Source organism: Acinetobacter sp. CY73, from assembly GCF_059515865.1.
The window spans coordinates 82,758-107,369 of sequence record NZ_JCAKMZ010000007.1 but is presented as its reverse complement, the minus strand read 5'-3'; the positions used below and the strand labels follow the sequence as shown (position 1 = coordinate 107,369).

General features: G+C 38.1%; 19 protein-coding genes and 1 rRNA gene. 14 read left to right on the top strand and 6 right to left on the bottom strand.

Translation table 11 applies throughout. From position 1 onward, the window contains the following. Positions 1–112 precede the first annotated feature (112 nt). Positions 113–227: ribosomal RNA gene (gene rrf / locus AC5YD2_RS05765) — 5S ribosomal RNA — on the top strand. A 656-nt stretch (positions 228–883) separates the two neighbouring features. On the opposite strand, the gene AC5YD2_RS05760 is transcribed toward rrf, so the two are convergent. Genes AC5YD2_RS05760 through tssH form a run of 6 tightly spaced genes read right to left on the bottom strand, consistent with a single transcriptional unit; the run spans position 884 to position 8,539 of the window. Then, complete coding sequence (locus AC5YD2_RS05760) at positions 884–1,792, bottom strand: M15 family metallopeptidase (protein WP_496125408.1); 909 nt, start codon at positions 1,790–1,792, stop codon at positions 884–886. A gap of 59 nt (positions 1,793–1,851) precedes the next feature. Further along, complete coding sequence (locus AC5YD2_RS05755) at positions 1,852–2,511, bottom strand: hypothetical protein (protein WP_496125405.1); 660 nt, start codon at positions 2,509–2,511, stop codon at positions 1,852–1,854. A gap of 12 nt (positions 2,512–2,523) precedes the next feature. Next, the gene (gene icmH / locus AC5YD2_RS05750) at positions 2,524–3,327 is read right to left on the bottom strand and encodes a type IVB secretion system protein IcmH/DotU (protein ID WP_496125404.1); all 804 of its coding nucleotides are present in this window, start codon (positions 3,325–3,327) and stop codon (positions 2,524–2,526) included. Positions 3,328–3,341: 14 nt separating this feature from the next. Then, on the bottom strand, positions 3,342–4,706 hold the full coding sequence (gene tssK, locus AC5YD2_RS05745) for a type VI secretion system baseplate subunit TssK (RefSeq protein ID WP_496125403.1): 1,365 nt from the start codon (positions 4,704–4,706) through the stop codon (positions 3,342–3,344). A gap of 6 nt (positions 4,707–4,712) precedes the next feature. Next, on the bottom strand, positions 4,713–5,825 hold the full coding sequence (tssA, locus tag AC5YD2_RS05740) for a type VI secretion system protein TssA (protein ID WP_496125402.1): 1,113 nt from the start codon (positions 5,823–5,825) through the stop codon (positions 4,713–4,715). Positions 5,826–5,851: 26 nt separating this feature from the next. Next, entirely contained in the window at positions 5,852–8,539 is a 2,688-nt protein-coding gene (gene tssH, locus AC5YD2_RS05735; RefSeq protein ID WP_496125401.1) for a type VI secretion system ATPase TssH, read from the bottom strand. 428 nt (positions 8,540–8,967) lie between these two features. Here tssH and AC5YD2_RS05730 point away from each other — a divergent pair, with 428 nt between their 5' ends. The 13 genes from AC5YD2_RS05730 (at position 8,968) to AC5YD2_RS05670 (ending at position 24,378) form a co-directional block, all read left to right on the top strand. Then, on the top strand, positions 8,968–9,609 hold the full coding sequence (locus AC5YD2_RS05730) for a hypothetical protein (RefSeq protein ID WP_496125400.1): 642 nt from the start codon (positions 8,968–8,970) through the stop codon (positions 9,607–9,609). A gap of 25 nt (positions 9,610–9,634) precedes the next feature. Continuing rightward, a complete protein-coding gene (tssB, locus tag AC5YD2_RS05725) occupies positions 9,635–10,147 on the top strand; it encodes a type VI secretion system contractile sheath small subunit (protein WP_496125399.1) in 513 nt (170 codons plus the stop codon). Then, entirely contained in the window at positions 10,140–11,621 is a 1,482-nt protein-coding gene (tssC, locus tag AC5YD2_RS05720) for a type VI secretion system contractile sheath large subunit (protein WP_496125398.1), read from the top strand. Before tssB ends, tssC begins: the two co-directional genes overlap by 8 nt. Before the next feature lie 45 nt (positions 11,622–11,666). Next, complete coding sequence (locus tag AC5YD2_RS05715) at positions 11,667–12,176, top strand: Hcp family type VI secretion system effector (RefSeq protein WP_496125397.1); 510 nt, start codon at positions 11,667–11,669, stop codon at positions 12,174–12,176. Positions 12,177–12,250: 74 nt separating this feature from the next. Beyond that, complete coding sequence (tssE, locus tag AC5YD2_RS05710; protein ID WP_496125396.1) at positions 12,251–12,724, top strand: type VI secretion system baseplate subunit TssE; 474 nt, start codon at positions 12,251–12,253, stop codon at positions 12,722–12,724. 13 nt (positions 12,725–12,737) lie between these two features. Then, the gene (gene tssF / locus AC5YD2_RS05705; protein ID WP_496125395.1) at positions 12,738–14,546 is read left to right on the top strand and encodes a type VI secretion system baseplate subunit TssF; all 1,809 of its coding nucleotides are present in this window, start codon (positions 12,738–12,740) and stop codon (positions 14,544–14,546) included. Continuing rightward, positions 14,510–15,502 (top strand): type VI secretion system baseplate subunit TssG, encoded by a 993-nt coding sequence (tssG, locus tag AC5YD2_RS05700; RefSeq protein WP_496125394.1) that lies wholly within the window; start codon positions 14,510–14,512, stop codon positions 15,500–15,502. The genes tssF and tssG overlap by 37 nt, the downstream gene beginning before the upstream one ends. Beyond that, the gene (locus AC5YD2_RS05695) at positions 15,502–16,923 is read left to right on the top strand and encodes a hypothetical protein (protein WP_496125393.1); all 1,422 of its coding nucleotides are present in this window, start codon (positions 15,502–15,504) and stop codon (positions 16,921–16,923) included. Before tssG ends, AC5YD2_RS05695 begins: the two co-directional genes overlap by 1 nt. Positions 16,924–16,986: 63 nt before the next feature. Next, positions 16,987–20,859, top strand: coding sequence for a type VI secretion system membrane subunit TssM (tssM, locus tag AC5YD2_RS05690; RefSeq protein ID WP_496125392.1), 3,873 nt, complete (start codon positions 16,987–16,989; stop codon positions 20,857–20,859). Positions 20,860–20,893: 34 nt separating this feature from the next. Then, the gene (gene tagF / locus AC5YD2_RS05685; RefSeq protein ID WP_496125391.1) at positions 20,894–21,853 is read left to right on the top strand and encodes a type VI secretion system-associated protein TagF; all 960 of its coding nucleotides are present in this window, start codon (positions 20,894–20,896) and stop codon (positions 21,851–21,853) included. A gap of 2 nt (positions 21,854–21,855) precedes the next feature. Then, on the top strand, positions 21,856–22,626 hold the full coding sequence (locus AC5YD2_RS05680) for an OmpA family protein (protein ID WP_496125390.1): 771 nt from the start codon (positions 21,856–21,858) through the stop codon (positions 22,624–22,626). Between the two features lie 33 nt (positions 22,627–22,659). Further along, complete coding sequence (locus AC5YD2_RS05675) at positions 22,660–22,926, top strand: PAAR domain-containing protein (protein WP_496125389.1); 267 nt, start codon at positions 22,660–22,662, stop codon at positions 22,924–22,926. Between the two features lie 153 nt (positions 22,927–23,079). Then, on the top strand, positions 23,080–24,378 hold the full coding sequence (locus AC5YD2_RS05670; protein ID WP_496125388.1) for a M20/M25/M40 family metallo-hydrolase: 1,299 nt from the start codon (positions 23,080–23,082) through the stop codon (positions 24,376–24,378). The last annotated feature ends 234 nt before the right edge of the window (positions 24,379–24,612 follow it).

The window sequence follows — 24,612 nt, the reverse complement described above, 5'->3', positions numbered from 1 at the left end:
CCGTTAGTATCACAATATTCAACTCAGATATATCTGTTAATAACTTCTTTGACCAAGCAACGGCATACATCAAACGATGTGAATAAGACCCAAGCAAAGTCACAACAGTTGTGCTGGCGACAATAGCAAGAGTGAACCACCTGATCCCTTCCCGAACTCAGAAGTGAAACCTCTTTGCGCTGATGGTAGTGTGGGGTTACCCATGTGAGAGTAAGTCATCGCCAGCTCATTATTCCTAAAAACACCCCCTTCAAACGAAGGGGGTGTTTTTTTATGTTTAAAGCATTCTAAAAATTATGTGAAGTAACACTCAGAGCTGAAAGGTACTAAAAAGCTGTTTATAATATAATCAAAATTCATTATGTTTATATCTTTATTGAAGAATTTTTTTTATAAATCATTATTTACTGAGCTGATAGTTTGAGATTTCCATGGTTAACTTGAATCTTTAATTTTGCCTGTGCTATTTCAATGATCCTCAGCAGAGTTTTAAATCTTTAATGGCAAGCTAATACATAGAAAATTCCGAATTTATGTTTCTATTAAAAAGCATCAAGGCCTTAGAAAAAAGATTTACTAGATTACATTTTATAATTCTTGATCATTTTAATTTTCAAACTTATACAAACATCGATATTAACGAATTTCTTCGGTGATTTGTTCTCTATTATTTCTGAAGGCAGTACTTAAAGATTCAAAACTATTAGCTAAACCAGAGGCAATATACAGGTTCGTAAGAGAATACTTTTATCATTGTTGGGACATTGGATTAATTATTTTGATTCTAATTAATGGTAGTGCATGAATATGACGTGATAAGAATAATAAGTTATTGATATTAAAATATATAAATGTATTATTACACGTTGGTTTTTAGCACTACCTAATTAATATTGTTTGCCATTAAACCTTGATTCTGCGCTTCTGCAATCAATCGTTCAGCAGTTTCTCTAGATTTTTTTAAGCCTGGCATACGGAATTCTGTATGACCATAGTCATGAATACGTGTCCATCGTCCCCCCCAAGTCAATCCAACCTCTTCAGCAGTTACACCGTATAGTTGATATCCTTTCATTGCCCAAGGATCACGTTCACTAATTACTACTTTACCATCACGTTTGAAGGCTACATCTGCTGCAAGACCGAATTGATGATAGCTTTGATATGCTCTTGCCAGTGTGGTTGCTTTATTGCCAGATAAACGTGTTTGACGTTCTGGACTACGATATCCTTCAAGTAGAATCAATTCATAACCATGACGTTCTTTCATCAGCTTAAAGACCATCAACAAACGCTGTTTGTAACTAGGATGCATTTTATCCCATTTACGATCTATTTTTGTTGGCTCGTAAGCATGGCTCTTACCATCATTTTCCTCACCATTATACGTACCAGGGATTGGACTACTTTGAATTGTAGGTGATGCAATTTGATCTGCAAGTATCGCGGCTTCTACCAAGGCTTCTTCCACGGGAGGAGGAGGAGATAGTATGTCTCCATTCAAGAGATTGTAAATTTGTGGATCATTTGATTTCAAGTAATTTGCTTCTACTACTTTGGTTGGGTCAACTTGGGAAGTAAAAGCAAACATTAAAATGCTGGATAGCAAAAAAAAGCCAGCAATTAAAATCCACCACTGTTGTAAATGCCAATGTGATTGGGTTTGTTCGGCAGCAGCAGCGTAATTCATTTCTTGAGCAAAATTTTTAGCTGAAACCCATTTTTTTCTACTCTGAGGAATTAACCCTTTAAGTCTATCTATTGCTTTAGTTCTGAGTTCATATGACATCATCAATGTGAGGGCAATCGTCAGAACAATAAAACTAAGAACAATAAATATAATCACGGCAATTATTCTTTAACTGAGCGTGTAACTGATATCTGTACTGTAGCTTTAGGTAAATCTACGTCATTTTCATTTTGAACGCCCTTAGCTTTAGCTGGTAGCGCTTCTGACTTAGCTTGAATTTTAGGTTCTACTTTTTGAGGAGTAACTTTGTCAGACACTGGTTTTGCTTTAACTGTAGTTGCTACCACGATAGGTTTTTTCACAACAGTTTTTTCAGAGCTTAGTACCGGTTTAGTCGCTTCTTTTTGGCTTGTAGCATTGGCAAATGGATTGCGATTGGTTTGATCTGTGGTAATTTGTTTTTCTTGTTTAAAAGCATTCGGGATGTCTTTCAATTTGGTTTGTGGCTGATCATAATCATCCATACTATTGTGATCAAGTTCTTCCTTTTGATCATTTGCTACTGCCACTGTCGGACGAGATTTGCTTGAAACTATATTAGTTTGATCATGAGAAGAAGGTTGCTCATTCACTGTAGTATTATTATTTTGAGCAACGATCTGATTATTGTTAGACTCATCACCCAATACTGAAAAAATTAAAACAGAAGTTACAGCAATACCGAATGTCACACCCGCTATACCGTAGTATATCGGTGATAGATTCTTCTTTTTCTGTGAGGGTTTTAGTACCCGAATTACTTTTTGTTTTTCTTGAGTCATTTTTCTAATTCTTTAAGGTAAATGAATTGTAATATGCGCTTGTTCTGCTGGAGCACTGATCACATTCTGATACTTTGCCATCGCGGTATCTTCGTGTTTACCCAACATATAACGCAAACCTGAAAAAGCGAGTAGTGCGAAAAGGAGGAGGAAAAGAAGAATCCATGTGAATGGAAGTTCTTTATGAATAATATTTTTGATTTGATCTGGTAACCCTGCAAAAGGCGAAAATGCTGCTTTTTTACCTTTTAGATAATCAATTTCATCACCCACACGAGCAACAAGGTGATTGAGACTCTCGATAGATTCAATACGGTACTTACCCTGGAAACCCAGTAATAAACAATAATGGAAAACTTCAAGTGCAGACAGACGATCTTTACCACGTGCACGAATGTGTTCCAAAATATCAAAGAATCGATATCCTGCCAGTTGTGAACCAAATAAGCTGAGTTGTAATGGGCTAATGAGCCATGAGTTTTGAAGATTAAAAAAGCTCGGATCTTGCTGAGTCACAATAGTTTCATCAAGCAAAGCACAATAAGCATATTTTGCATCATGAATATCTTCGGCAGAAAATTGTAGTTTTTTGGCTTGATGTTCAAAACGGTTTAACTGATCCATGATTTTTTCACGGAACTGTTCTGCATTTTGTGGGACATATTGGTTTTTAATCATGAATACAATATAAAAACCATCATGCATCAAATCCACCAAGTTGGTGGTTTGAGTCATTTTATTTGCATGATTTGGTGTTGAGCCTACACCAATTTGACCATCATCGAAGAGGGAAGGAGCACCATTTGGATTATTCATTATTATTTTCCTTATTATCCATTCATCACAGCAATCAATTCAATCGTAATATCTTGGAAACCAGCAGGAACATAAATACAGATGGTTTCTGAGTCAAGCATACGTTGATAGAGTTCATGATGCGGCTCAACTTCAAAATAATTCACACCTGAACGTACAGGAATTGCCGTTGGAACTTGCATCAGATGATGAATTGGAATCACTGGTAATGCAGAAACTACGCGTTGTTCTACATCAACGGTTGTACCGACTTTGAATCGTAGAGGTACAATCTGAACTAGTTCATGCGTTTGCATCATTGTGCTAGAAACAGCGATGTATAAACGTGAATCACGTGTGATCTTGTCAGATTCAAGACTGCCGACCCAATAAGATGGGCGAATTTCTTTTAAGCCAATATTGATATAACGACTCGAAATAATAGTGTCGAGTAAATCACGCAAAATCACATCGAGCTGAGCAAAGCTTTCTTGGAGATTGTGATGTTTATATTGTGGTAAATGTTCAACTTCGTAAGCGGTTGAGAATGTAAGTAATGAACCCGTTAAACGCAATAATTCAAAGAATAAACGCTCTGGGTGAATTTGTGGATTGAGCATCAAGTGGCTTAAAGTTGCATGCGCTGTATTTAAAGCATTGACCAACCAAAATGAAACGATATCACCAGAGCGGAATTCGATGAGTTTTTGTTCATTTTCACGGTTGTTGGTTTGAATGGTTTTAATTTTTGCCTTAATGACATTCAATGTTCGTTTCAAATTACTGATTAAAGAATCACATGATTCAATATGTAAAATAGGCGGAATGAATTTATAATCAAGTTCGAAATTACCTGCACTATGTCGTTTGATCTTGCCGATGGGCAGATATAAAAAACCATCCATATCGTGGTTTGGATCGATTTGCGATTCCAATAGTTTTATTTCAGCACGTTTACGGACTAATGTAATTTCAGCAGGAACTGCATCCGTATAAAGATCATGTGTTTCATTGAGATACGAATGATAACGACTCGGCTGTTTGGCATCATCTAAGGCAACATTCTTTTTATTGGGTTGCAATATAGAGAGCGCAAGGAAAATCGTCATTTCACCGCGGAAGTTGAGATCATCCAACTGTACAGGCTCAGGCAATAAATCACGAGAGGGTGCAGAATAGATTTCACCATCTTGCCACATCATATCTACGCTTTCTAAAGCAAGGACATGTGTTCCAAGCTGAGTTTCATCGAATCGAATCGACTGAACACCATAAGCATAAGGAATCGTTGAACGAATGGTCTGATTTAACCTTTGCTCATGGTAGGTATCTTGGACCTGAAAGTGTTGAGGTCTTAAAAATAAACCTTCACCCCAAAGTATTTTTTCCGCTTTAAACATTAATTATTACCATTCATTCGATTCATGATTATTGTTGACGCCCAGTAATTCTTGAACAGCTTCAAGAGGGCTTTCAGTTTTAATAACTTGTGCTAACCATTCGTGTAAAGGCATCTGGCTCCACTTTATGGTCTTCTGCAACATATAGCTCACAGGACTATGCGGTTCATTGGTTTGGAAATAGTCAGCAATTTCTTGGAGCACCTTCATCGCTTGTTCACGGTTTTGTAAGTGACTTTGAGGTTGCGGTTGAAATGATTGGGTATTTTGGTTGTTCTGCATCATTTCAATGGATTGTGTTAGGTGTTCTGTAGGCTGACTAGTCGATGTTTCTGCAACTAAAGACTGAACTTGGTTGGTATTATGAAAAGCATCCGCCTTATATAATTTTCTAAGGGTCTTATTAATGGAGTCCAATTGCGAGTCGATACTTGCAAAGCTTGGTGCATCGAGCTCCATCAATTGATCAAGCACTTGTTTTAGCGTATTCCAATGATTCAGAATGTCTGTAAAGTGTTGATAATTCTGAATCTGAAAACTTTTAGATGTATTAAATAGCGCTTGTTCAAAACGATCGAATTCATCCGAAGCATTCACTTCATTTGAGTCATCGGGTTTTTTCAGTCGGTTATTTTGATCATGCAAAATTTTTTCATAATCAAATAAAGAATAAAAAGGCTGTCCTGTCACCAAAGGTATTTTCTTAATGATAGCAGGTACTTGAGTGGTTAAACCTTGAAGTAAACCCAAACGTTGGTCGAGATCATCGTCTTCAATTTCAGGATGAATATGTAACCAATACTCTTCCAAAATACGATGCGATAGCTCTAAACTTTTTGCTAGACCTTCAAGGCCGTATAAGTTACCCCAAGCTTCACTGAGCCAAGTCAGCAAGCGAATATCCTTGGTTTTATGCGTCAACAGCTCAATGGACTTATTACTCACAAAATTCCAATCAGCCTGTTTAGGCTCGGCAACCCATTCGCCTAATGCGAGTAGTGGGTCATCTTCTGTTTTCGCTTTTTTGATTTCATGGAAATCATTCGAAAATGACTGGTCATCGCCACATAAACGCTCTGCAGAGATGGGTTGTAATAATGCTTCGAGATCTAAATTCATTGTATTGTCTGTCTCTTATTTATTGCCTAAGCTTCGGTCGCTTTGGCTTTTTTAGGCGTACGCTTTTTAACGGGTTTTTCAACAGGATCTAAAAGATACTCAATTTCATTCTCTTTGCTGTCAATTTTGATCAGCTTAGGCAAGTTTTGATCTGCCAGTGCCATCAATATTTGAGTCGCCAATTCTGGAAGTACAGAAGAATTTAAAATGTTATCGACATTTCGAGCACCACTGTCTACTTCTGTACAACGACTGAGTAATAATTCAACCAAGTCGTCGGTATATTCAACACGAGTTTGATATTGTTTTTCAATACGTGCCGTAATCTTACCAATCTTATGATGAATGATACGAACCAATAAATCATCATGTAATGGGAAGTATGGAACAATACGCATACGACCTAAGAATGCAGGTTTAAACTGTTTATATAAACTTGGTTTAAGTTGATCCAGTAATTCTTCAGCCGTTGGCCATTCTTCAACTGGATGTGGTAAACACGCTTGCATAATTGCACTCGAGCCTGCATTTGAAGTCAGTAATATCGTAGTATTTTTAAAGTCGATGACACGACCTTCACCATCTTCAAGCGTACCTTTATCAAAGACTTGATAAAATAATTCTTGTACATCTGAATGGGCTTTTTCAATTTCATCTAACAGTACGACACTATAGGGATTACGACGTACAGCCTCAGTTAATACGCCACCTTGACCATATCCGACATAACCTGGAGGTGCACCTTTTAAAGAGGAAACCGTATGTGCTTCTTGGTATTCAGACATATTGATGGTGATTAAATGTGATTCACCACCATACAATTCATTGGCAAGTGCCAAGGCTGTTTCTGTTTTACCTACACCACTTGGTCCAACCAACATAAACACACCTTGTGGTTTATTTGGGTCTTCAAGCTTCGCTTTGGATGTTTTAATACCTTGAACCAGTTGATGAAGGGCATAATCTTGTCCCATCACGCGCTGTTCGAGTTTTTCTTCTAAACTTAAAATCTGCTTAATTTCATCATTGACCATCTTACCGACAGGGATTCCAGTCCAATCTGAAATGATTTCATTAATGATTTGTGCATTAACGCGTTCAAAAACCAGTGGAAATTGCCCTTGGAATTGAGTTAATTCATCACGAACTTTGGCAATGGCATCTGCTTCGAGTGCTTCACCATTCTCAGCTTTAATTTCAAGTTCTTTAAGCTGTTGAACCAGTTTCAGTTCATGTTGCCATCTTTGTTCTGTTTGTAGAATATCAGCTTCAAGCACTGTAATGGCATTTTTCAAATTTGCTAAGCGTTCTTGATGAATTGGAAAATGCTGATGTTCGTTTTCTAAAATTTTTAGTTCTAAATTGAGATTGTGTTGTTGAGCTTTGAGTTGATCTAGTTTAACGGGTTGCGCATTTTGAGTCAGTGCAACACGTGCAGCAGCAGTGTCTAAAACACTAATTGCTTTATCTGGAAGTTGGCGACCGGTAATATAACGATGTGATGAATGGACTGCTGTCACAATCGCTTCGTCATCAATTTTTAAATTGAAGTGATTTGCCATGACTGGAATCATCGCACGAAGCATATCAATAGCAACTTCCTCAGTAGGTTCTTCAACTTTAACCACTTGGAAGCGGCGACTTAATGCTGCATCCTTTTCGAAGTATTGCTTATATTCAGCCCAAGTTGTTGCTGCAATCGTGCGTAACTCACCACGAGCCAAAGCCGGTTTAAGTAAGTTAGCAGCATCATTTTGACCCGCTTGACCACCTGCACCGATCAAGGTATGTGCTTCATCAATAAAGATAATAATCGGATGTGCCGAACTTTGAACTTCTTTAATCACTTGCTTTAAGCGATTTTCAAACTCACCTTTTACACTTGCACCCGCTTGCAATAAACCCATATCCAATACATGTAAGTGCACATTCTTAAGTGCATCAGGTACTTCATTGTTGGCAATTTTAAGTGCTAAACCTTCAACAACTGCGGTTTTACCTACACCGGGTTCACCCGTCAAAATAGGGTTGTTCTGACGACGACGCATCAAAATATCCAGCATGAGACGGATTTCAAACTCACGACCAATCACTGGATCAATCCCGCCTTTAAGTGCTTTTTCAGTCAAATTGATTGTGTACTGATCTAATGCAGGCGTTTTTGGCGTAGCCGTTTCTGAATGATCATTAGACAATGACTGTTCATTATTTTGAGATTCAGTGTGGTCAGATTCAGATTGTTGTTCAGCACTTTTCACACAAATATCAAGAAACTTGTGTTTCATCGTGTCAATCGGGAATAGATCAAATAAACTTGAAGCACGAATAGCAATTTGATAAAGATCCGGTGCTGTAAGCAACGCAACAAGCAAATGCCCACTACGGATAACAGGATTCTTTTCAGCAGAAGCCAGTAGCCAAGCTTGCTCTAATAATCGTACGATTGATTTAGCAAAAATAGGCGTACGTGAATTGCCCTTTGGCAATTGAGAAATGGTTTCTTTAATATCGTCCAGTAAGCCATCTTTAGAAATTTTGTATTTTTCTAAGAGGATAATCAGATCATTTTTCTGATCTTGATTGAGCAATTCATACAATAAATGTTCAATTTCAATTTCGTAATTTTGTTGTGTAATACAAAAATTGGCAGACTTTTCTAAAGCTGTTCTTGTTGTTGTAGATAGTTTTGTAATTAAAATTTTCAAATTATTCATTTGAGGTCTCTGTGAAATTATAAATTTTTTAGATCAATTTTGCCTGTAAAATAGACAACAACATTTATGTTTAAATCTGTGTAAATGTATAAAAAACAACAAATTTTTGATACATATTTAATGGTTCTACTCGTTATTGTACATAATTTTTAATGAGATAAAAACATTATTTAGGTATCAAACTATATCGCAACTATATTGTTTTGTAACCAAAAATTGATAACTAATTCACTTTTATGGCACGATTGTTCTTGACGAGCACATAGTTTTTCTAGTTAAATTTCATACGGTTTAATAAAAAAGTCAAAACCTTACCAACAATAAAATTTATTTTAAATAAACTTTTAATAAACAATGGGGTCGTTAGAGCATGAGCAAAGTTGTACAAATTAAAACCTAAGAATTTAATACAGTGGCAGAGGTATATTTTGAAAAATGCAATATTATTTACAACGCTTTTAGTGGGTTCGTTGCTAACCAGTCCAGCATTTGCGAATGAGCTTAAAAGAGGTTGTTTAAAGGATAATCCTTTGGCTGTGGGTGAAACGGACCCAACATTGTTGCAAATTTATGCTCAAGCATGTGATAAGAAAAATAAAGATAATCTAAATGGATACCTTGCCCAAGCAGCGCAAAGATTTCAACAAATGGGTAAAAACTACAAAGCGCTTCAATTGGTGAATGAGCTTAATGCTAAACAAGTTCAGCATTCATCTTTAACGGATGTGAAATTTTTAGCGGGTGTTGCAATCGCGAATGAAGCTTTAACTCAGATTCGAGACAAAGAAGTGCGTTATCTTTCGGATGAGGGTTATGCGCCAGCAGTGGCTTTTTCAGAAGCAGTGAGAAGAGCAAAGCCTTTGGCTGTGATTGAAGATAAGAAGGAAGTGGCAGTATCTGAGTCCCGTCCTAGAATGCAATCTCCACGTACACAAAGTCGTCCTAAAGTACAGCCTAAGCGTACAACGACTCGGAAAGCACCGACTCAAGCTCCTGCGAAAGTAGCACCTAAATCTAAATCAACTGCACCTGCAAAAGCGTCAGGAAGTAGTCCATTTGCAAATTTATAAGATTCAATTATTAGGATAAAAAATTATGGCTAAGCGTGAAAGTGTACAAAAAAAATTACAACGCATTCGACCACCGCGTGTCCAGTTAACGTATGACGTTGAAGTCGGTGATGGTAAAGAAATTAAAGAATTGCCTTTTGTTGTTGGGGTGATGGGGGATTTTTCAGCGGCATCTGAACTCGAGAAAACCAAATTAAAAGACAAAAAGTTCATCAATGTTGATTTGGAAAATATCGATGAAGTGATGGAGTCCTTGGCTCCTCGAGCGGCTTTCCAAGTTGAAAATACGTTGACTGAAGAAGGTGGGCGTATGAACGTTGATCTAACGTTTAACTCAATGGAAGACTTCCGTCCTGAAAATGTCGTTCAAAAAGTTGATCCTTTGAAAAAGCTGGTTGAAGCGCGTGAGCGTTTGACAGATCTGCGTAATAAAATTTCAAATAGTGAGCGTTTAGAAGATCTTCTGGATGATGTATTGAAGAATACAGATCAAATTCGCAAGATGAGTGCTGAAGCTGGAGCAGATGATCATGAGTAATTTACAAGCTGCTCAAGCAAACAGTCAAACGACAGAAGATGTGGGTTTATTAGATTCAATCGTTGAACAAAGCCGTATCGCACGTAATGATGAAGAGCATGTGCGTGCAAAAAGCTTACTTGGTGACTTAGCAAAAGAAGTGATGGCTGGAACAATTACAGTTTCAGACAATATGACGCTTTCGATTGATAAGCGTATTGCTGAGATTGATGCCTTAATTTCAGCTCAGCTCAGTAAAATTATGCACAATGAACACTTTCAAAAAATTGAGTCGACGTGGCGTGGACTTTATTACTTCTGTCAGGAAACACCATCAAATCCTTTGATTAAAATTCGTATGTTGAATACGACGAAAAAAGAGTTGGTCAAGGATTTTCAAAGTGCGACAGATTTTGATCAAAGCACATTGTTTAAAAAAGTCTATGAAGAAGAGTATGGTTCATTCGGTGGTGCGCCTTATGCAACACTCATTGGTGATTTCGAGTTTGATCGTACACCTTCTGATATGTATCTTCTTGAGCAGATTTCTCATGTTGCCGCAGCGGCACATGCGCCGTTTATTTCAGCAGCGAGCCCATCGATTTTAGGTTTAGAATCATTTACAGAGATTGATCGTCCACGTGATGTATCAAAAGTATTTGAAACTGCTGAATATGTACAGTGGCGTTCATTCCGTGAAAGTGATGACTCACGTTATGTTGCACTGACTATGCCACGTGTCCTTGGTCGTTTACCTTACGATCCTAAAGAAGGTTGGGCAACTGAAGGCTTCAACTTCGTGGAAGATGTAAATGGTGATAACCATGACCAATACCTATGGATGAATGCTGCCTATGGTTTTGGTACTCGTTTAACCAATGCGTTTGACCAGCATGGTTGGTGTGCTGCTATTCGTGGTGTTGAAGGTGGTGGTCTGGTTGAAGGTTTGCCTGTTCACACGTTTAAAACAAATGATGGGGAAGTGGTCTTCAAATGTCCAACAGAAGTGGCAATTACAGATCGTCGTGAAAAAGAGCTCAGTGATCTAGGCTTTATTCCGCTGGTACATTGTAAAAATACCGATTACGCGGCGTTCTTTGGTGCTCAATCGACGCAAAAACCGAAGAAGTATGACAGTGATACAGCCAACGCAAACTCTGCGTTATCCAGCCAAATTCAATACATCATGGCAGTGTCTCGTATCGCCCACTATTTGAAAGCGATGATGCGTGACAAAATCGGAAGTTTCGCATCCGCAGGTAACGTGGAAGCTTTCTTAAATGAATGGTTGGCGCAATATATTTTATTAGATGATGGTGCTTCTCAAGAAGCGAAAGCACAGTACCCGCTTCGTGAAGCATCTGTAAAGGTTGTAGAAGATCCAGCAAATCCGGGTCACTACAAGTCGGTCGTTTTCTTAAGACCACACTTCCAGTTGGATGAGTTGTCAGTTTCTCTGCGACTTGTCACTGAGTTACCTCAGTCCTCTAACTAAAATAGGGCAACTTTATAATAATGTTAATATAATAGGAAATCTTCAATGAAAGATATATATCTTCAATTTCGAGGAAAATACAAGATTGATGGCGAATCGCGTGACAATGAGCACAAGAAATGGCTAGAAGTTAATTCTTGGTCTCATAACATTCGTCAGCCTAAATCAGCAACGTCTTCAAGCGTAGGTGGTCATACTGCTGAACGTGTTGAACACTCTGATATGCTTTTTGTTAAAGATTTGGATGCTACAAGTCCAAAACTTTGGGAAGCAAGTTCAGCGGGTTATACATTTGATGAAGTACAAATCGATTTTTACCGTGCAAATGGTGACAAGCGTATCAAGTACTTACAAATCAAATTAAAACACGTTTTGATTTCAAGTGTATCTCCAAGCGTAAGCGAAGAAGGTGTGCCACACGAATCATTTGGTCTTAAGTATGCTGCGGTTGAGTGGACTTATAACCAACAAGATATCTCTGGCGCTCAGCAAGGTGCGATTACTGGTAAGTGGTCACTTGCGAATAACGTTGCGCAATACACTGCTGCAAACTAATTGTAATTTAAGTGTTAAGACAAGGATCAATACTCTATTGGTCCTTGTTTCTCCCTTAAACATAGATATATAGAATGAAACTCGATCATTTATATCCTTTTGGATTTAGGTCAACATTGTTTGATCGTTTAATACCAGAACAAGAAGAACAACTCAGAGGTTTAACGATTAAGGAGTTGCGGGAATCTGTTGCTCATGATTTAGAAGACCTTTTAAATAGTCGAGTTGCAAAATTTGAAACCATTGATGATTTTCCCTTAGTTAAGAAATCTATTTTACAGTTTGGCATTATTGATTTTGTTGGACTGTCCACAGCAAATCCAATGGATCGAGACAAAATTTGTCAATCAATCGAAAGTTCGATTGCTGCGCAAGAATCACGGTTAACACAAATAAAAGTAGAAATGTTAATTGATGAACAAAATATGGGATCGCTTTGCTTAAGCATACAAGCATATTTAAATATTCATCCCTTATATGAACCTGTCATTTTTGATGCTTTATTAAAACCGACCACGCAACAATATGTAATTTCTGCACGATCTTAGACCCGGGGCTCCAGTGATAGAAGAACTTTTACCGTATTATGAGAAGCAGCTACAAGAATTTGGTCAGCAATCGCGGGAGTTTTCGCAGAAGTATCCAAAGATTGCACAACGCCTATCCTTAAACCAAGAGCAGATTGACGATCCTCATATTGAGCGTCTAATACAAGCATTCTCACTGATTGCTGCACGTGTCGATAAAAAGTTAGCTGACAGTTACGATATTTTTACTCGTGCATTGTTTGAGGTGATGTTTCCTCAGTATCTCCGTCATTTTCCAAGTTGTACGGTGGTAAGTTTTGAAGATGTCAATAAAGTGAAGCAGCTTACTGAAGCACATGTGATTCCTAAAAACACGATGTTGAAATCACGGAGTTTTAAAGGCGTGCAGTGTGAGTTTAACAGTACCCAGCAAGTTAAATTACTCCCCATTCTTCTCAATAAACTTGAGTTTAAAACTAATCCAAGTGCACATATTCATTTGAATCAAAATGCCACGATGGTCTTGGGTTTTGAATTGTTTAATGATGCGCATAAATGGATCGGTAATGAAAAGTTACCCATCTATTTGGATGCGATTTCAAATTTCCCACTTCAAGTTTTGGACAGTATTTTTAAAACGACCACAGGTTTTTCAGTCAAAATCGGTACTCAAAATTTCCCCATTCAAAATCCTTTTGATGTGATTGGATTTGATGAAGAGGAAAGTGTATTGCCGATTGATCAGCATACGCATCATGCATATCGCTTATTGATGGAATATTTTTGCTTTGCTGAAAAATATAATTTTCTCAACCTTAATTTAGGTTTCCTGAAAGGGCGGATTAAAGAACAGACCAGTTTTGAAATTCATATTCATTTTAAATTGAACTTGAATGATCAAGTGGTGATCCGAAATTATTCTGAGTTGAATGTTGCCAACTTTAAATTGTTTTGTACACCTGCGGTTAACCTATTTGAAAAAAGTGCAGAACCACAAAAAATAAACCATAAGAATATGGAGTATCCATTACTCACGGATACGCATCATCCAGAATTTTATCAAGTGTATTCAATACTCAGTATGAATATGGTGCGCGAGAAAAATAGTGATGATCAGGTTTTTTATCCGATCTTACCTTTCTTTGCGATGAGTCATTATAACGATGAAAAAGTGCAATTTTTTTATTCGCTAAATCCGACTCTGATGCATAGCAAATTTGTGGAAACAGGCTATTCCATCATCTCCAAGCAATTGAGTCCATTTGATACCAAATCTGATTTTATTAGTACTAAACTGCTGTGTTCAAATCGAAATTTGCCCCATGAAGCACTGAGTCAGTCGAATAATGTCCTGAATCTGAATGACAGTAGTTTGGCACGGCGTGCTTTGGTCTTGAAGCGTCCGACACTACCGAATCAATTTAAACAAAATCAGCAAGAGCAGTGGCGTATCATTTCGCATTTGTCCTTAAATACTTTAGCTTTGATGAAAGGGGATGCGGTGAGTCATGTTAAAGAATTATTAGAACTATATAACTTACCTAAAACCAAAGAAAATCATTTATTAATTGATGCGATCAAACAAGTTGATTTTGAATTGACCAATAAGTTGGTTGAAGCAAAACCCTTCCCAATGTTTGTTCGTGGTGTGAAAGTTCATCTGCATATCGATGCAAAAGTATTCCATGGACACAGTCTTTATATTTTTAGTCAATTACTGAGTCATGTGTTTAATTTAAAAGTTCAAATGAACAGTTTTGTTGATGTCATTATTTATGATGTGAACTCACAACAGGAGTTATACCAATGCGTTCAGAACGTTGGTGGCAAGAAGCTTCTGTAACTGATGAGTTGTTTAAAGCACCGACTTCCTTTGAGTTTATTCAAAGTATTCGACTGCTAAGGCATGTTCCTTATCAACAAAATTTAAAGTATTGGGCAAATGATTTTCGCTTTGAATCATCAGTTGAGTTGAACTTTCCCAAAACTGAAATTGAATCTTTACAATTGGTTGAAGAAAAGGTTGAGCTGACCAATCTAATGGTGGGTTTAACTGGTATGCAAGGTGCATTACCGTATAGCTATACCAATAAAGTGAAACTTGCTCCACGTAAAGCGAGAGAAGAAACGCGGAAGTTTCTAAGTTTATTTAACCATAAACTGACTGCGCAATATGCTGAGTCAAGTGTTGCCTATAATTTACCGATTCGTTATGAGATTGAAGAAGAAAATCATTATTTAAAGATTCTACATGCGCTAAATGGATATATCAGTGAGCATCATCAGCAAATTGAATTGGATGATTACTTTGCTGAATTTGCAGGTTTAATGCAGGGACAGAATAATAATGCCTATGCTCTAAAAACCATGTTGAGTAGCATTTTTAAAACTGATTTTCATATTGAAGAATTTGTGGAAGAAAAATTTAAATTAGCACCTGAACAGCGAACCAGTCTCGGTGGTACAAATCCGAGTTTGTTGGGTATCAATACTTTTTGCGGTGAAGTGGTCAAACAGATTGATGGGAAAATTGAAATTCAAATCGGTCCCTTAGATCGTAAGACTTACTTAGATTTTTTACCCCATAAAAAGCGCAGTCAAAAATTAAAGAGCATCATTCAGAGTTGGTGTAGTCCAACCTTAATGGTGGATGTGAGATTGATTTTAGATAAAAAAGAAATTCAACCGATTTGCTTATCATCAAATTTTGATATGGGCTTAAGTCAAGGGGCTTTTTTGATGCCTCAACAACCGGAACATAATAATGAAACCTGTTATGCACTACTTGGGGCTGCTTAATGATTAAAATGATTTTAGGTGTGTTTATCACTGTTTTTGTCATTGTAACGGCAGTTGTAGTGTTCTATTGGCGTGATATTAATCATGATCCTTCTACACAGGATATGTTGTTATTTTTTGGCTTATTGCCCTTTGCTTTATCAATGCTCTTTGTCATGCCATTTGTGATTCGAAAATGGTATCAAGAAAGTCAAGAAAAGAAGCAAAATGCACAACGTGCCAATGATGATCAAGATGAAGCAGAGCAAGAACGTCCACCTGAAAAAATCATGTGGACTGAATTGAATGTATTTTCGAGTAAATCTTTAAGCGCATTGGGCGAGGATGAGGCGATCTGGGAAGAATTAAAAAACTTTAAAAGCCCAGAACTTGATTCAAAACTTTTAAATGGTTATGGATTACCTATTTTGAGTTATCGCATTCCAGAAATTGACGATATGCTTGAATCAGAGGACGAAGATGAATTTGACCAAGGCAATAAACGTCAAAAACGTATTGAAGCTTTGATTAAACACCAACTTGAACAGAATACGGAAACACTGTGGGCGATTGCAGAGCATCTAAAACAGTCTGCGTTGTTCTATGAAGGGCAGTTGGTACATGAATATCGTATGCATCCTGCATGGATTGACCCGAGTGCAGACTATGAAAATGAAGAGAGTACCGAGCGTAAGATTGAACAGGTTTCAAAATTAAATCGTTTAGATGTTCATTTGGTTTTGGCAGAAGATTTACTTCATGTTTGGGATGAAGACGCGACGAAAGAGTTAATAGCTGATTTCTTTACTGCGCTCGGTATTATTCCGCAAAAGTTCCACGTGGAACTTCATTATTGGGGTAAAGAAACATCGTATAAAGAATGGATGAATTTGTTACAGCAAGTCCAGAAATTAGAAGATATTGTGAGTTTTGTTGTCGTTGCAGATTCAGAAATTGATCAAGACACAGTCGATGAAAAAACATGGATGTCTGAACAGTATCTTCCGTCGGAATTTGTGGGAAGTTGTTGTATCGCCAAAAATTCAGTGCTAATAAATCATTTGCAACCCGTAAAAACGATTAAAATTGCATTAAACGAAAGTAAGTTATTGAACACTTTAGAACAACTCAATATTCATCAACTCCAACAATATCAGCATGAACAACCTTTTGTCATGCAGCTTGATGATGTTACTGATTTAAAAGTGGTGAAAGGCCTAAATCATAATTTTTCCGAAACGCCAATTGAACAACATCACTATGTGTATATGAAATCAAGTGTAGGGCAAACAGAGCATGTGGCGAAGGTGTTTGGATTTATCTTAGGCATGCAAGCATCAGATGAATTGACGTCAATGGTGTATTGCTGTGACTTGCCACAAACGCAGAGCTTTATTCAAGCCATAAGTGAACAAGAACAATCGAATGAGCGAGCTGTTTAGCCTTTAGTTGGATAAGCAAATCTGCATGAACGAATTTGAATTAAAGAATAGAACGAGAAAAAAATGTACATTATTTTAGGCTACTTGTGGCAATACGTTACAAATCCAAAGGCAATCATCGCATTGTCTATATTTGTTTCACTTATGGCGTTGAAAAATACCATTCCGAGTAAATTCTTTTGGCCTTTACTTGGCGCATATTTTGTCGGTTTAATTATTTATGGGATCTATTATTTATTCCAACGTCGAAAGCATGCGCAGCAAGGTGAAGAGCTAGCTGAAGCAATAGAAAAAGATACTGAAGCCGAGTATGGCAAAAAGAAAGATAAAGAAGAGCTTGAACTCGTTAGCCAGCAGATGAAAGAATCAATTCAATTGATTCGTAAGTCAAAATTGGGTGATAAAAAAGGTAATGCTGCTTTATATGAATTACCTTGGTATATGGTGATTGGTAACCCAGCAGCAGGTAAGAGTTCTGCTATTTATAACTCAGGTTTAAAGTTTCCATTTGAAGAAACGCATAAAAGTGCAGTGTCTTCAGGCTTAAGCGGTACGCGTAACTGTGACTGGTTCTTCTCAACAGAAGGGGTGCTGTTGGATACTGCTGGTCGTTATTCTGTCTATTCAGAAGATCACTCAGAATGGGTCGGTTTTTTAGATTTATTGAAAAAGAACCGATCTAAAGCACCGATTAATGGCTTGATTGTTACGGTCAGTATTGCTGAATTGGTCAGTCAAAGTCCTGAAAAATCTTTAAAATTAGCAAAAAATTTACGTGCACGTATTCAAGATTTAACAGAACGTTTAGAAATCTTTGCACCTGTATATTTGGTCTTTTCAAAAATGGACTTGATTGCTGGTTTTACTGAATTTTTTGATTGTTATGAGCAGGAAGAGTTTGATCAGGTTTGGGGGGCGACATTGCCATATGAGCCTGATTCGTCAAATAATGCGGTCGATTTGTTCGAGCAACACTATAATATTTTATATGATGGATTGAAGAGCGTCAGTACCACGCATTTAAGCCGCCGTCATTCTCAAAATATTTCTCCAAGTGTGATGACTTTCCCACTTGAGTTTAAAACGCTTAAACCTGCGTTGAAGACCTTTATTGGTACGTTATTCGAAGAAAATCCATATCAGTTTAAGCCTGTGTTCCGTGGTTTTTATTTTACTAGTGCGTTACAAGAAGGTGTGATTGAAAGTCCGATGACAGAGCAAATTGCTCAAGACTTCCGATTAACAAAAATTCCGAACAGTGAGCATGGTATTCCTAAAACTTCGGTTTCTCAAAACCATGGTTATTTCTTAAAAGGTCTATTTTCAAATGTGATCTTGAAAGATAAAGACCTAGTGAAGCAGCATATTAATCCAGCCAAAAAGCGTCAGCGTTATTTAACCTTTATCGCAGCTTTGTTGGGTATGTCGATTATTTTAGGTCTATGGGTTTGGTCATATCGTAATAACCAACAATTGATTGCAGATGTTCAGGCAGACTTAAATAAAGTTGTGCAAATGGAACAGACCTCTGGACAAGCACTTTCAACACAGTTAGATGCACTTTTAGTATTACAACAACGCTTACAACAACTGGATGATTTTGATGAAAATCGCCCATTAAAATTTGGCTTTGGGATGTACCAAGGCAATGAGCTTCGTGAAAAGCTGAAAGTTGAATATCTCAAAGGCGTGAAGCAAATTGTTTTAGAACCATCACAACAGAATATTTCGCAATTTTTACAACGTGTAAAAGCCAATGAAGCAACGTTGAAAGCGAATCATGTCAATGTAGAAATTCAACAAGCCTCTGGTCGATCACAGCAGAATTTAGAACCCAGTGATACCAGTCCACAAGATGCCTACAACGCCCTCAAAGCCTACTTAATGATGAGTAATCCACAGTATATGGAAGCCAGTCATTTAAGTGATCAGGTGACTCGTTTTTGGCGTTCATGGTTAGATGCCAATCGTGGTCAAATGCCGCGTGGTGAAATGATTCAGCGTGCAGAACAAATTTTGACTTACAGCATGACATTGGCGAATGATCCAAAGTTCCCAACCTTATCTGCAGATGCACAATTGGTCGATCAAAGCCGTAATGTGTTGCTTTCAGTGATGAAAGGTATGCCTGCACGTGATCGCGTTTACAACGAAATTAAGATGCGAGGTGCAGCGCGTTTTCCTGCAGTGACTACAGCTCAAATCGTCGGTGAAGCAAACCGTTCAGTGGTCTTGGGTTCATATGCATTGCCGGGTGTATTCACACAGAAAGCATGGAGCGAATATATTGAGAAAGCGATTGATGATGCAGCGAATAGCCCGACAGAATCTAGAGATTGGGTACTTAATGCAAATCAGTCTGATGATTTAACCTTTAGTGGTAGTCCAGATCAAATTCGTAGACAGTTAACGGAACTCTATAAAAAAGAATATATCGCGGAATGGCGTAAATTCTTAGGTTCTGTTTACTATGCGAAAACTTCTGATTTTGAACAACAGCGTAAAGCCATTGATTTATTAGGTGAGCCACAAAACTCTCCGATTCGTACATTGGTCGAACGTACAGCCAAAGAAACCAGTTGGGATAACCCGGTGGTTCAAGCTGAACTCGCTGCGCCGCAAAAAGGTTTTGTAGCATGGTTTAAACGTAAAGTATTACGTCAAGATACCTCGAATGCTGTTGAGCGTGCTGCAAGCCAAACTCAAGGCATTATCTCGAAAGAGTTTAATGTGTTCTATCAATTGGTGCGTAAGCGTGACGATCAGCAGAACAAATCATTACTAGATGAGTACTTAGAAAGTCTAAGTCAAGTCCGTAGTAAAATGAATGATCTGAGAAATGCAGGTGACATTGGCCCGAATTCAATGGCACTGGTGAAGCAAACCATCAATGAACAAACTTCTGTGCTAAACGTTACGCAAAAGTTAGTCGATGAAAAACTGTCAGTGGGTCTAAATGACCTAGACAATAAGATTGTGCAAAAGCTATTTATTAGTCCTTTAACGCAATCGTTTGAAAGTTTAATTGTGCCCACACAGGAAGAGATTAATAAGCTGTGGATGATGCAGGCGTATCAACCGTTCAATCAAAACTTAAGTAAAAAAGTACCATTCAACTCTTCAGCATCACTTCAAGCGACCAGTGGAGAGATTGGTCAGATCTTTGGTGAAGCCGGTAGTATTGCCAACTTTGTGAAAGAAACGTTAGATCCATTTGTGGTTCGTCGTGGTTATACTTTGACGTCTAAAACGTGGAAAGACCAAGGGATTATTTTAAATCCTCAATTTGTGATGAACTTCCAGCGTTATGTCGCACCGTTAAATGGTGTGGCAACTGGATTATCTGCGGGTGCAGCTGCGCCAGCACCAGCTGCAGCAAACCAGTCAAACTTCCAGTTCTATCCATTACCAAACCAACAATTATTGTCTTATACCATCGACATTGATGGTCAGCGTTTGATTTTTGAAAATGGCATTCAACAGTGGGTGAACTTTGTGTGGCCAAATGCTGGAGCTATTCCAGGTGCACGTATTACTGCAGTGGATTTGGAAGGTAAAACACACACTGTATTTGATGCACCAGGTGAGTACGGTATCAATAAGCTGATCGATTCATCACAACGTGTAGAGCAAAATGGTGTGGTTCAAATGACTTGGTCTAACCCACAAAATCCTCAAGTGGCAGTTAAAGTGAACTTCCGTTTAATTAGTGGAAACTCAGGTCAAGGGGGGAATCCAAGCGTCGGTTCGAATCGTGATTTCAACGGCTTGCAACTGGTTGATAAAGTCACAACCAATAAGACGGCTGTACGTGTGATTTCTGCGCAAGCTGCACCTGTCGCACCTTCAACCGGTGCTGCTAATCCTGCGACTGCAACAGCACTCCAAAATGCAACAAGTGCCAATACTCCTGCATCAGGAGGTGCAACACCATGATGAATCAAGGAAAGATCAGACAGGGAGATCAACCATGCAAATCGTAAAGTCTACGCCGTTGTATTACGGTAAGAGCCCTGCAAGAGGGGATTTTCTCAAGAGCAAAGGACAGTATTCGCTGATTCAAGTGATTGATCAATGGATCACCGAAGCCCTTGATTTGGCCATGAAAAAGCCGAATTTTAATGAAACTTATCAAACCTTGGCCTCTTTAGATTTCTTTATTGCGAATCCTAAAGAAAATATGTTTTTGGCTGCGAACCTGATTACCAGTGAAGATAGCTCTGGTCGTCAGTTTCCGATGGTACTGAGTCACTTATTAGAAGTAGATTCGCCTTTCCAAAACTTGTTATATGCACCGTATAGCTATAAACCTGTACTGATTGATCTGTTCCAACGTAACCGTGTAATTCGCACGGTACGAGATCCAGATATTTTGTTAGATAAACTCGCTAAGTTATCGGATGAGATTCAAATTTTAGATCCATCTGAAACCAGTCGTTTTTTTGACAATCATACAATGCATTCATTTGCACAATTGATGAAAGTCAGTGTCTATGAACTTGCTCAGAGTATGATTGGTCTTGGATTACTTCTTCAGCCGGTATTAAAAAGTGGTACCGCAAAGATGAATAAGATTCTCATTTTGCCGATTAACAATCCAGCCTATTGCTATGAGATTGCGGCATTTTGGGTGAGTTTGATTTCCAGATTCTTATCTAAAAGTAACACTGAAGTCCTAATCGGGATTCTGCATTCAGATAATCCTGTCCTTTTATTCGGATTCCAAGGTGCAGATATTGAAGCATTGAGCGATATTTTTACCCAAAATATGCAAACAGAGCATTGGGTATCACTCATTGAAGCCAGTTGGATTGACGCTTATTTGGAACAGAATGCGGGGCTTGCGACGCTAGAACAAAACTTATGCGAAAGACAACTCAGCCTGAATCAAGGTATGAAAATCTTCCGTCAGACTTTTATAGATGAATAATTATGAATATAAAAAACAAGATTACGAATGCATTTCAATTGAGTTGTTTGTGTATTGGTCTAGGGATCAGTGGCATTGGTTTTGCGAAAGATATTATCGTTGAGGGTGTTGTTCCAAACGAGCAGTCAAAACAAGCCATTTTAGCAAAAACTCGAACAATTTACCCTCAAGATCAGGTGATTGATAAAATCCAAGTGCGTCCAGTTTCAGCACCCAATGGTTGGAGTGAATCTGTCACCAATGTGATTACACCTGATTTGAAAAAAGTTTCGCAAGGAAAATTATCTGTTCGCGGAACACAGGTCGATTTATCGGGTAAGATTTTAAACCCAGATGAAATTCAGTCGATAACAGCCACTTTTCAGTCATTGATTCAGGCACCTTATCGTTTTAGCGCCCAATTGGGAGTAAACCATGCTGAACAGGCTGTAATTGATAATGCACTCAAAAATCGTATCATTGAGTTTGAATCTGGCAGTGCAGTGTTATTACCTGTAGGGATACAAATCCTTGATGAGATGGTCATTGCACTGAATAAAGTTCAGGGTAAAAATGTCAAAATCATTGGACATACTGACAGTCAAGGTAATCCAGTAGCGAATAAAGCATTAAGTCAACAGCGTGCTGAAGCAGTAAAACAATACCTCATTTCAAAAAATATTGTTCCTACACGTTTAAGTACCGAAGGTCTTGGCGCGGATAAACCTGTTGCAGACAATGCAACAGCTGAAGGTCGTAAGAAAAACCGCCGTATTGAGTTTGAAGTTTTATAAGGTCTACTCAATATCTATAACAAGGAGAACAAAATGGCTTTTCCCTATATTACGATTGGTTCACCAACGACAGGCGGTGGCAAAGTAATTTCTGCGAATACCGCTTTTCTTATTGAGGGTAAGGCAGTCGCATGTGTCGGAGATAAAGCGACATGTCCTAAGCACAATACTGTGACTACGATTGTTGCAGGGGATAATAAGATGGTGGTGATGGGTAAACCAGCCGCACAGCATAATTCACCATTAGCCTGTGGCTGTAAATGCATAGGCAATCAAAATTTAACAGTAGGTCAAAATTAATCACTGAATCATCAGAATAATTATTCTGATGGTTCTAATCATTCCCCTGAGTCGCTTTAAATTTTGATTACATTTAAATGTGATTATTTTGTTGATCATTCCTGATTTTTATATGACATTGAAAAATCAAAAAGAAAACATGGAATGATTCTAATGAAAAAAATATTGAAAAACCCACACCTGAAAATTTCAACTGCACTCAAATATTCAATGCTTTTATCGGGCTTATCTGTCTCCGCAACACTCTATGCAGCTACACCTGAACAAATTAAAACCGCTGTGCAGGCAGAAGAAAAGGCTTATTTAGACACATTAAAAACGTTGGTCAACATTGAATCTGGTAGCAAAGATATCGAAGGGCTGAATCAAATCGCTAAAGTTGTTGCTGATCAATTGAAAACGGTGGGTGCTGAAGTCAGCATTATTGACAGCACAGACATTTATCGGATGGATGATACCCCTGAAAAAATGGGGCCTATAGTCAAAGCTGTGCTGAAGGGGCAGGGTAAAAGCAAGATCATGATGATTGCGCACATGGATACCGTTTATCAACGAGGTATGCTGAAAAACCAACCCTTTAAAGTCGACGGTGACAAAGTCTACGGGTTAGGTATTATTGATGATAAACAAGGTGTTGCTTCAATTCTACATGTGTTAAATACCTTAAAAAAATTAAATTATAAAGACTACGGCACAATTACTGTTTTAATGAATTCTGACGAGGAAATCAGTTCACCTGCATCTCGTAAACTGATTACTGAGACTGCCCAAGATCAAGATGTTGTTTTCTCATTTGAAGGCGGTGGCAAGGATGGAAATCTACGTTTAGCCACCAGTGGCATCGGTGCTGCATATTTAGACATTAAAGGAAAATCTTCACATGCAGGTGTAAAGCCTGAAGCTGGCGTAAATGCACTCACAGAACTTTCACACCAGATTGCTCAATTACAAAATTTATCTGATCCAAAAACGGGTTTAAAACTCAATTGGACAGTTGCTGAAGCGGGAAAGACGCGTAATGTCATTCCGGATCAGGCGACTGCGCAAGCAGATGTACGTGCATTACGTGTGCAAGATTTTGAAGCAGTTGAAAAGACTCTGAATGAAAAAATCAAAAATAAAAAACTGTCCGATAGTCAAGTGAGTGTGAAATTTGAAGTTCGTCGCCCACCTTTAGCCGCAAATGATGCCTCTAAAAAGTTGGCTGAGCAAGCACAAGCGATTTATAAAAATGAGTTAAATATTCCACTTACAGTTTCTGTCACACCTACTGGTGGTGGCACAGATGCCGCATTTGCTGGTGTCAAATCTAAAGCAGCAATTATTGAAGGTATGGGACTGTCAGGAGATGGTGCTCATTCGAGTCATGCTGAATATATTTTAAAAGATACCATCGTCCCGCGCTTGTATTTAGCGACACGATTGATTGTAGAACTCTCTAAAGCTAAATAATCTTTGAGCTTAATGCACATCCTGCCTATTGGAGGTAGGATGTCTTACTCTTATTTTCACGCACTATTTCATGAGTACAAAATAAAAAAGCCCCAACATCCTGTTGAGGCTTTTTCGTATATTGCTCAGATTCAACTCCTGTCAAATCTATCGCTTCCTGCATTGAATGTTGTTTTTATTTTCTGAGACATCCTGTCTCTGTATAAGTTAAATATAAAGTGAATAGCTCAATCA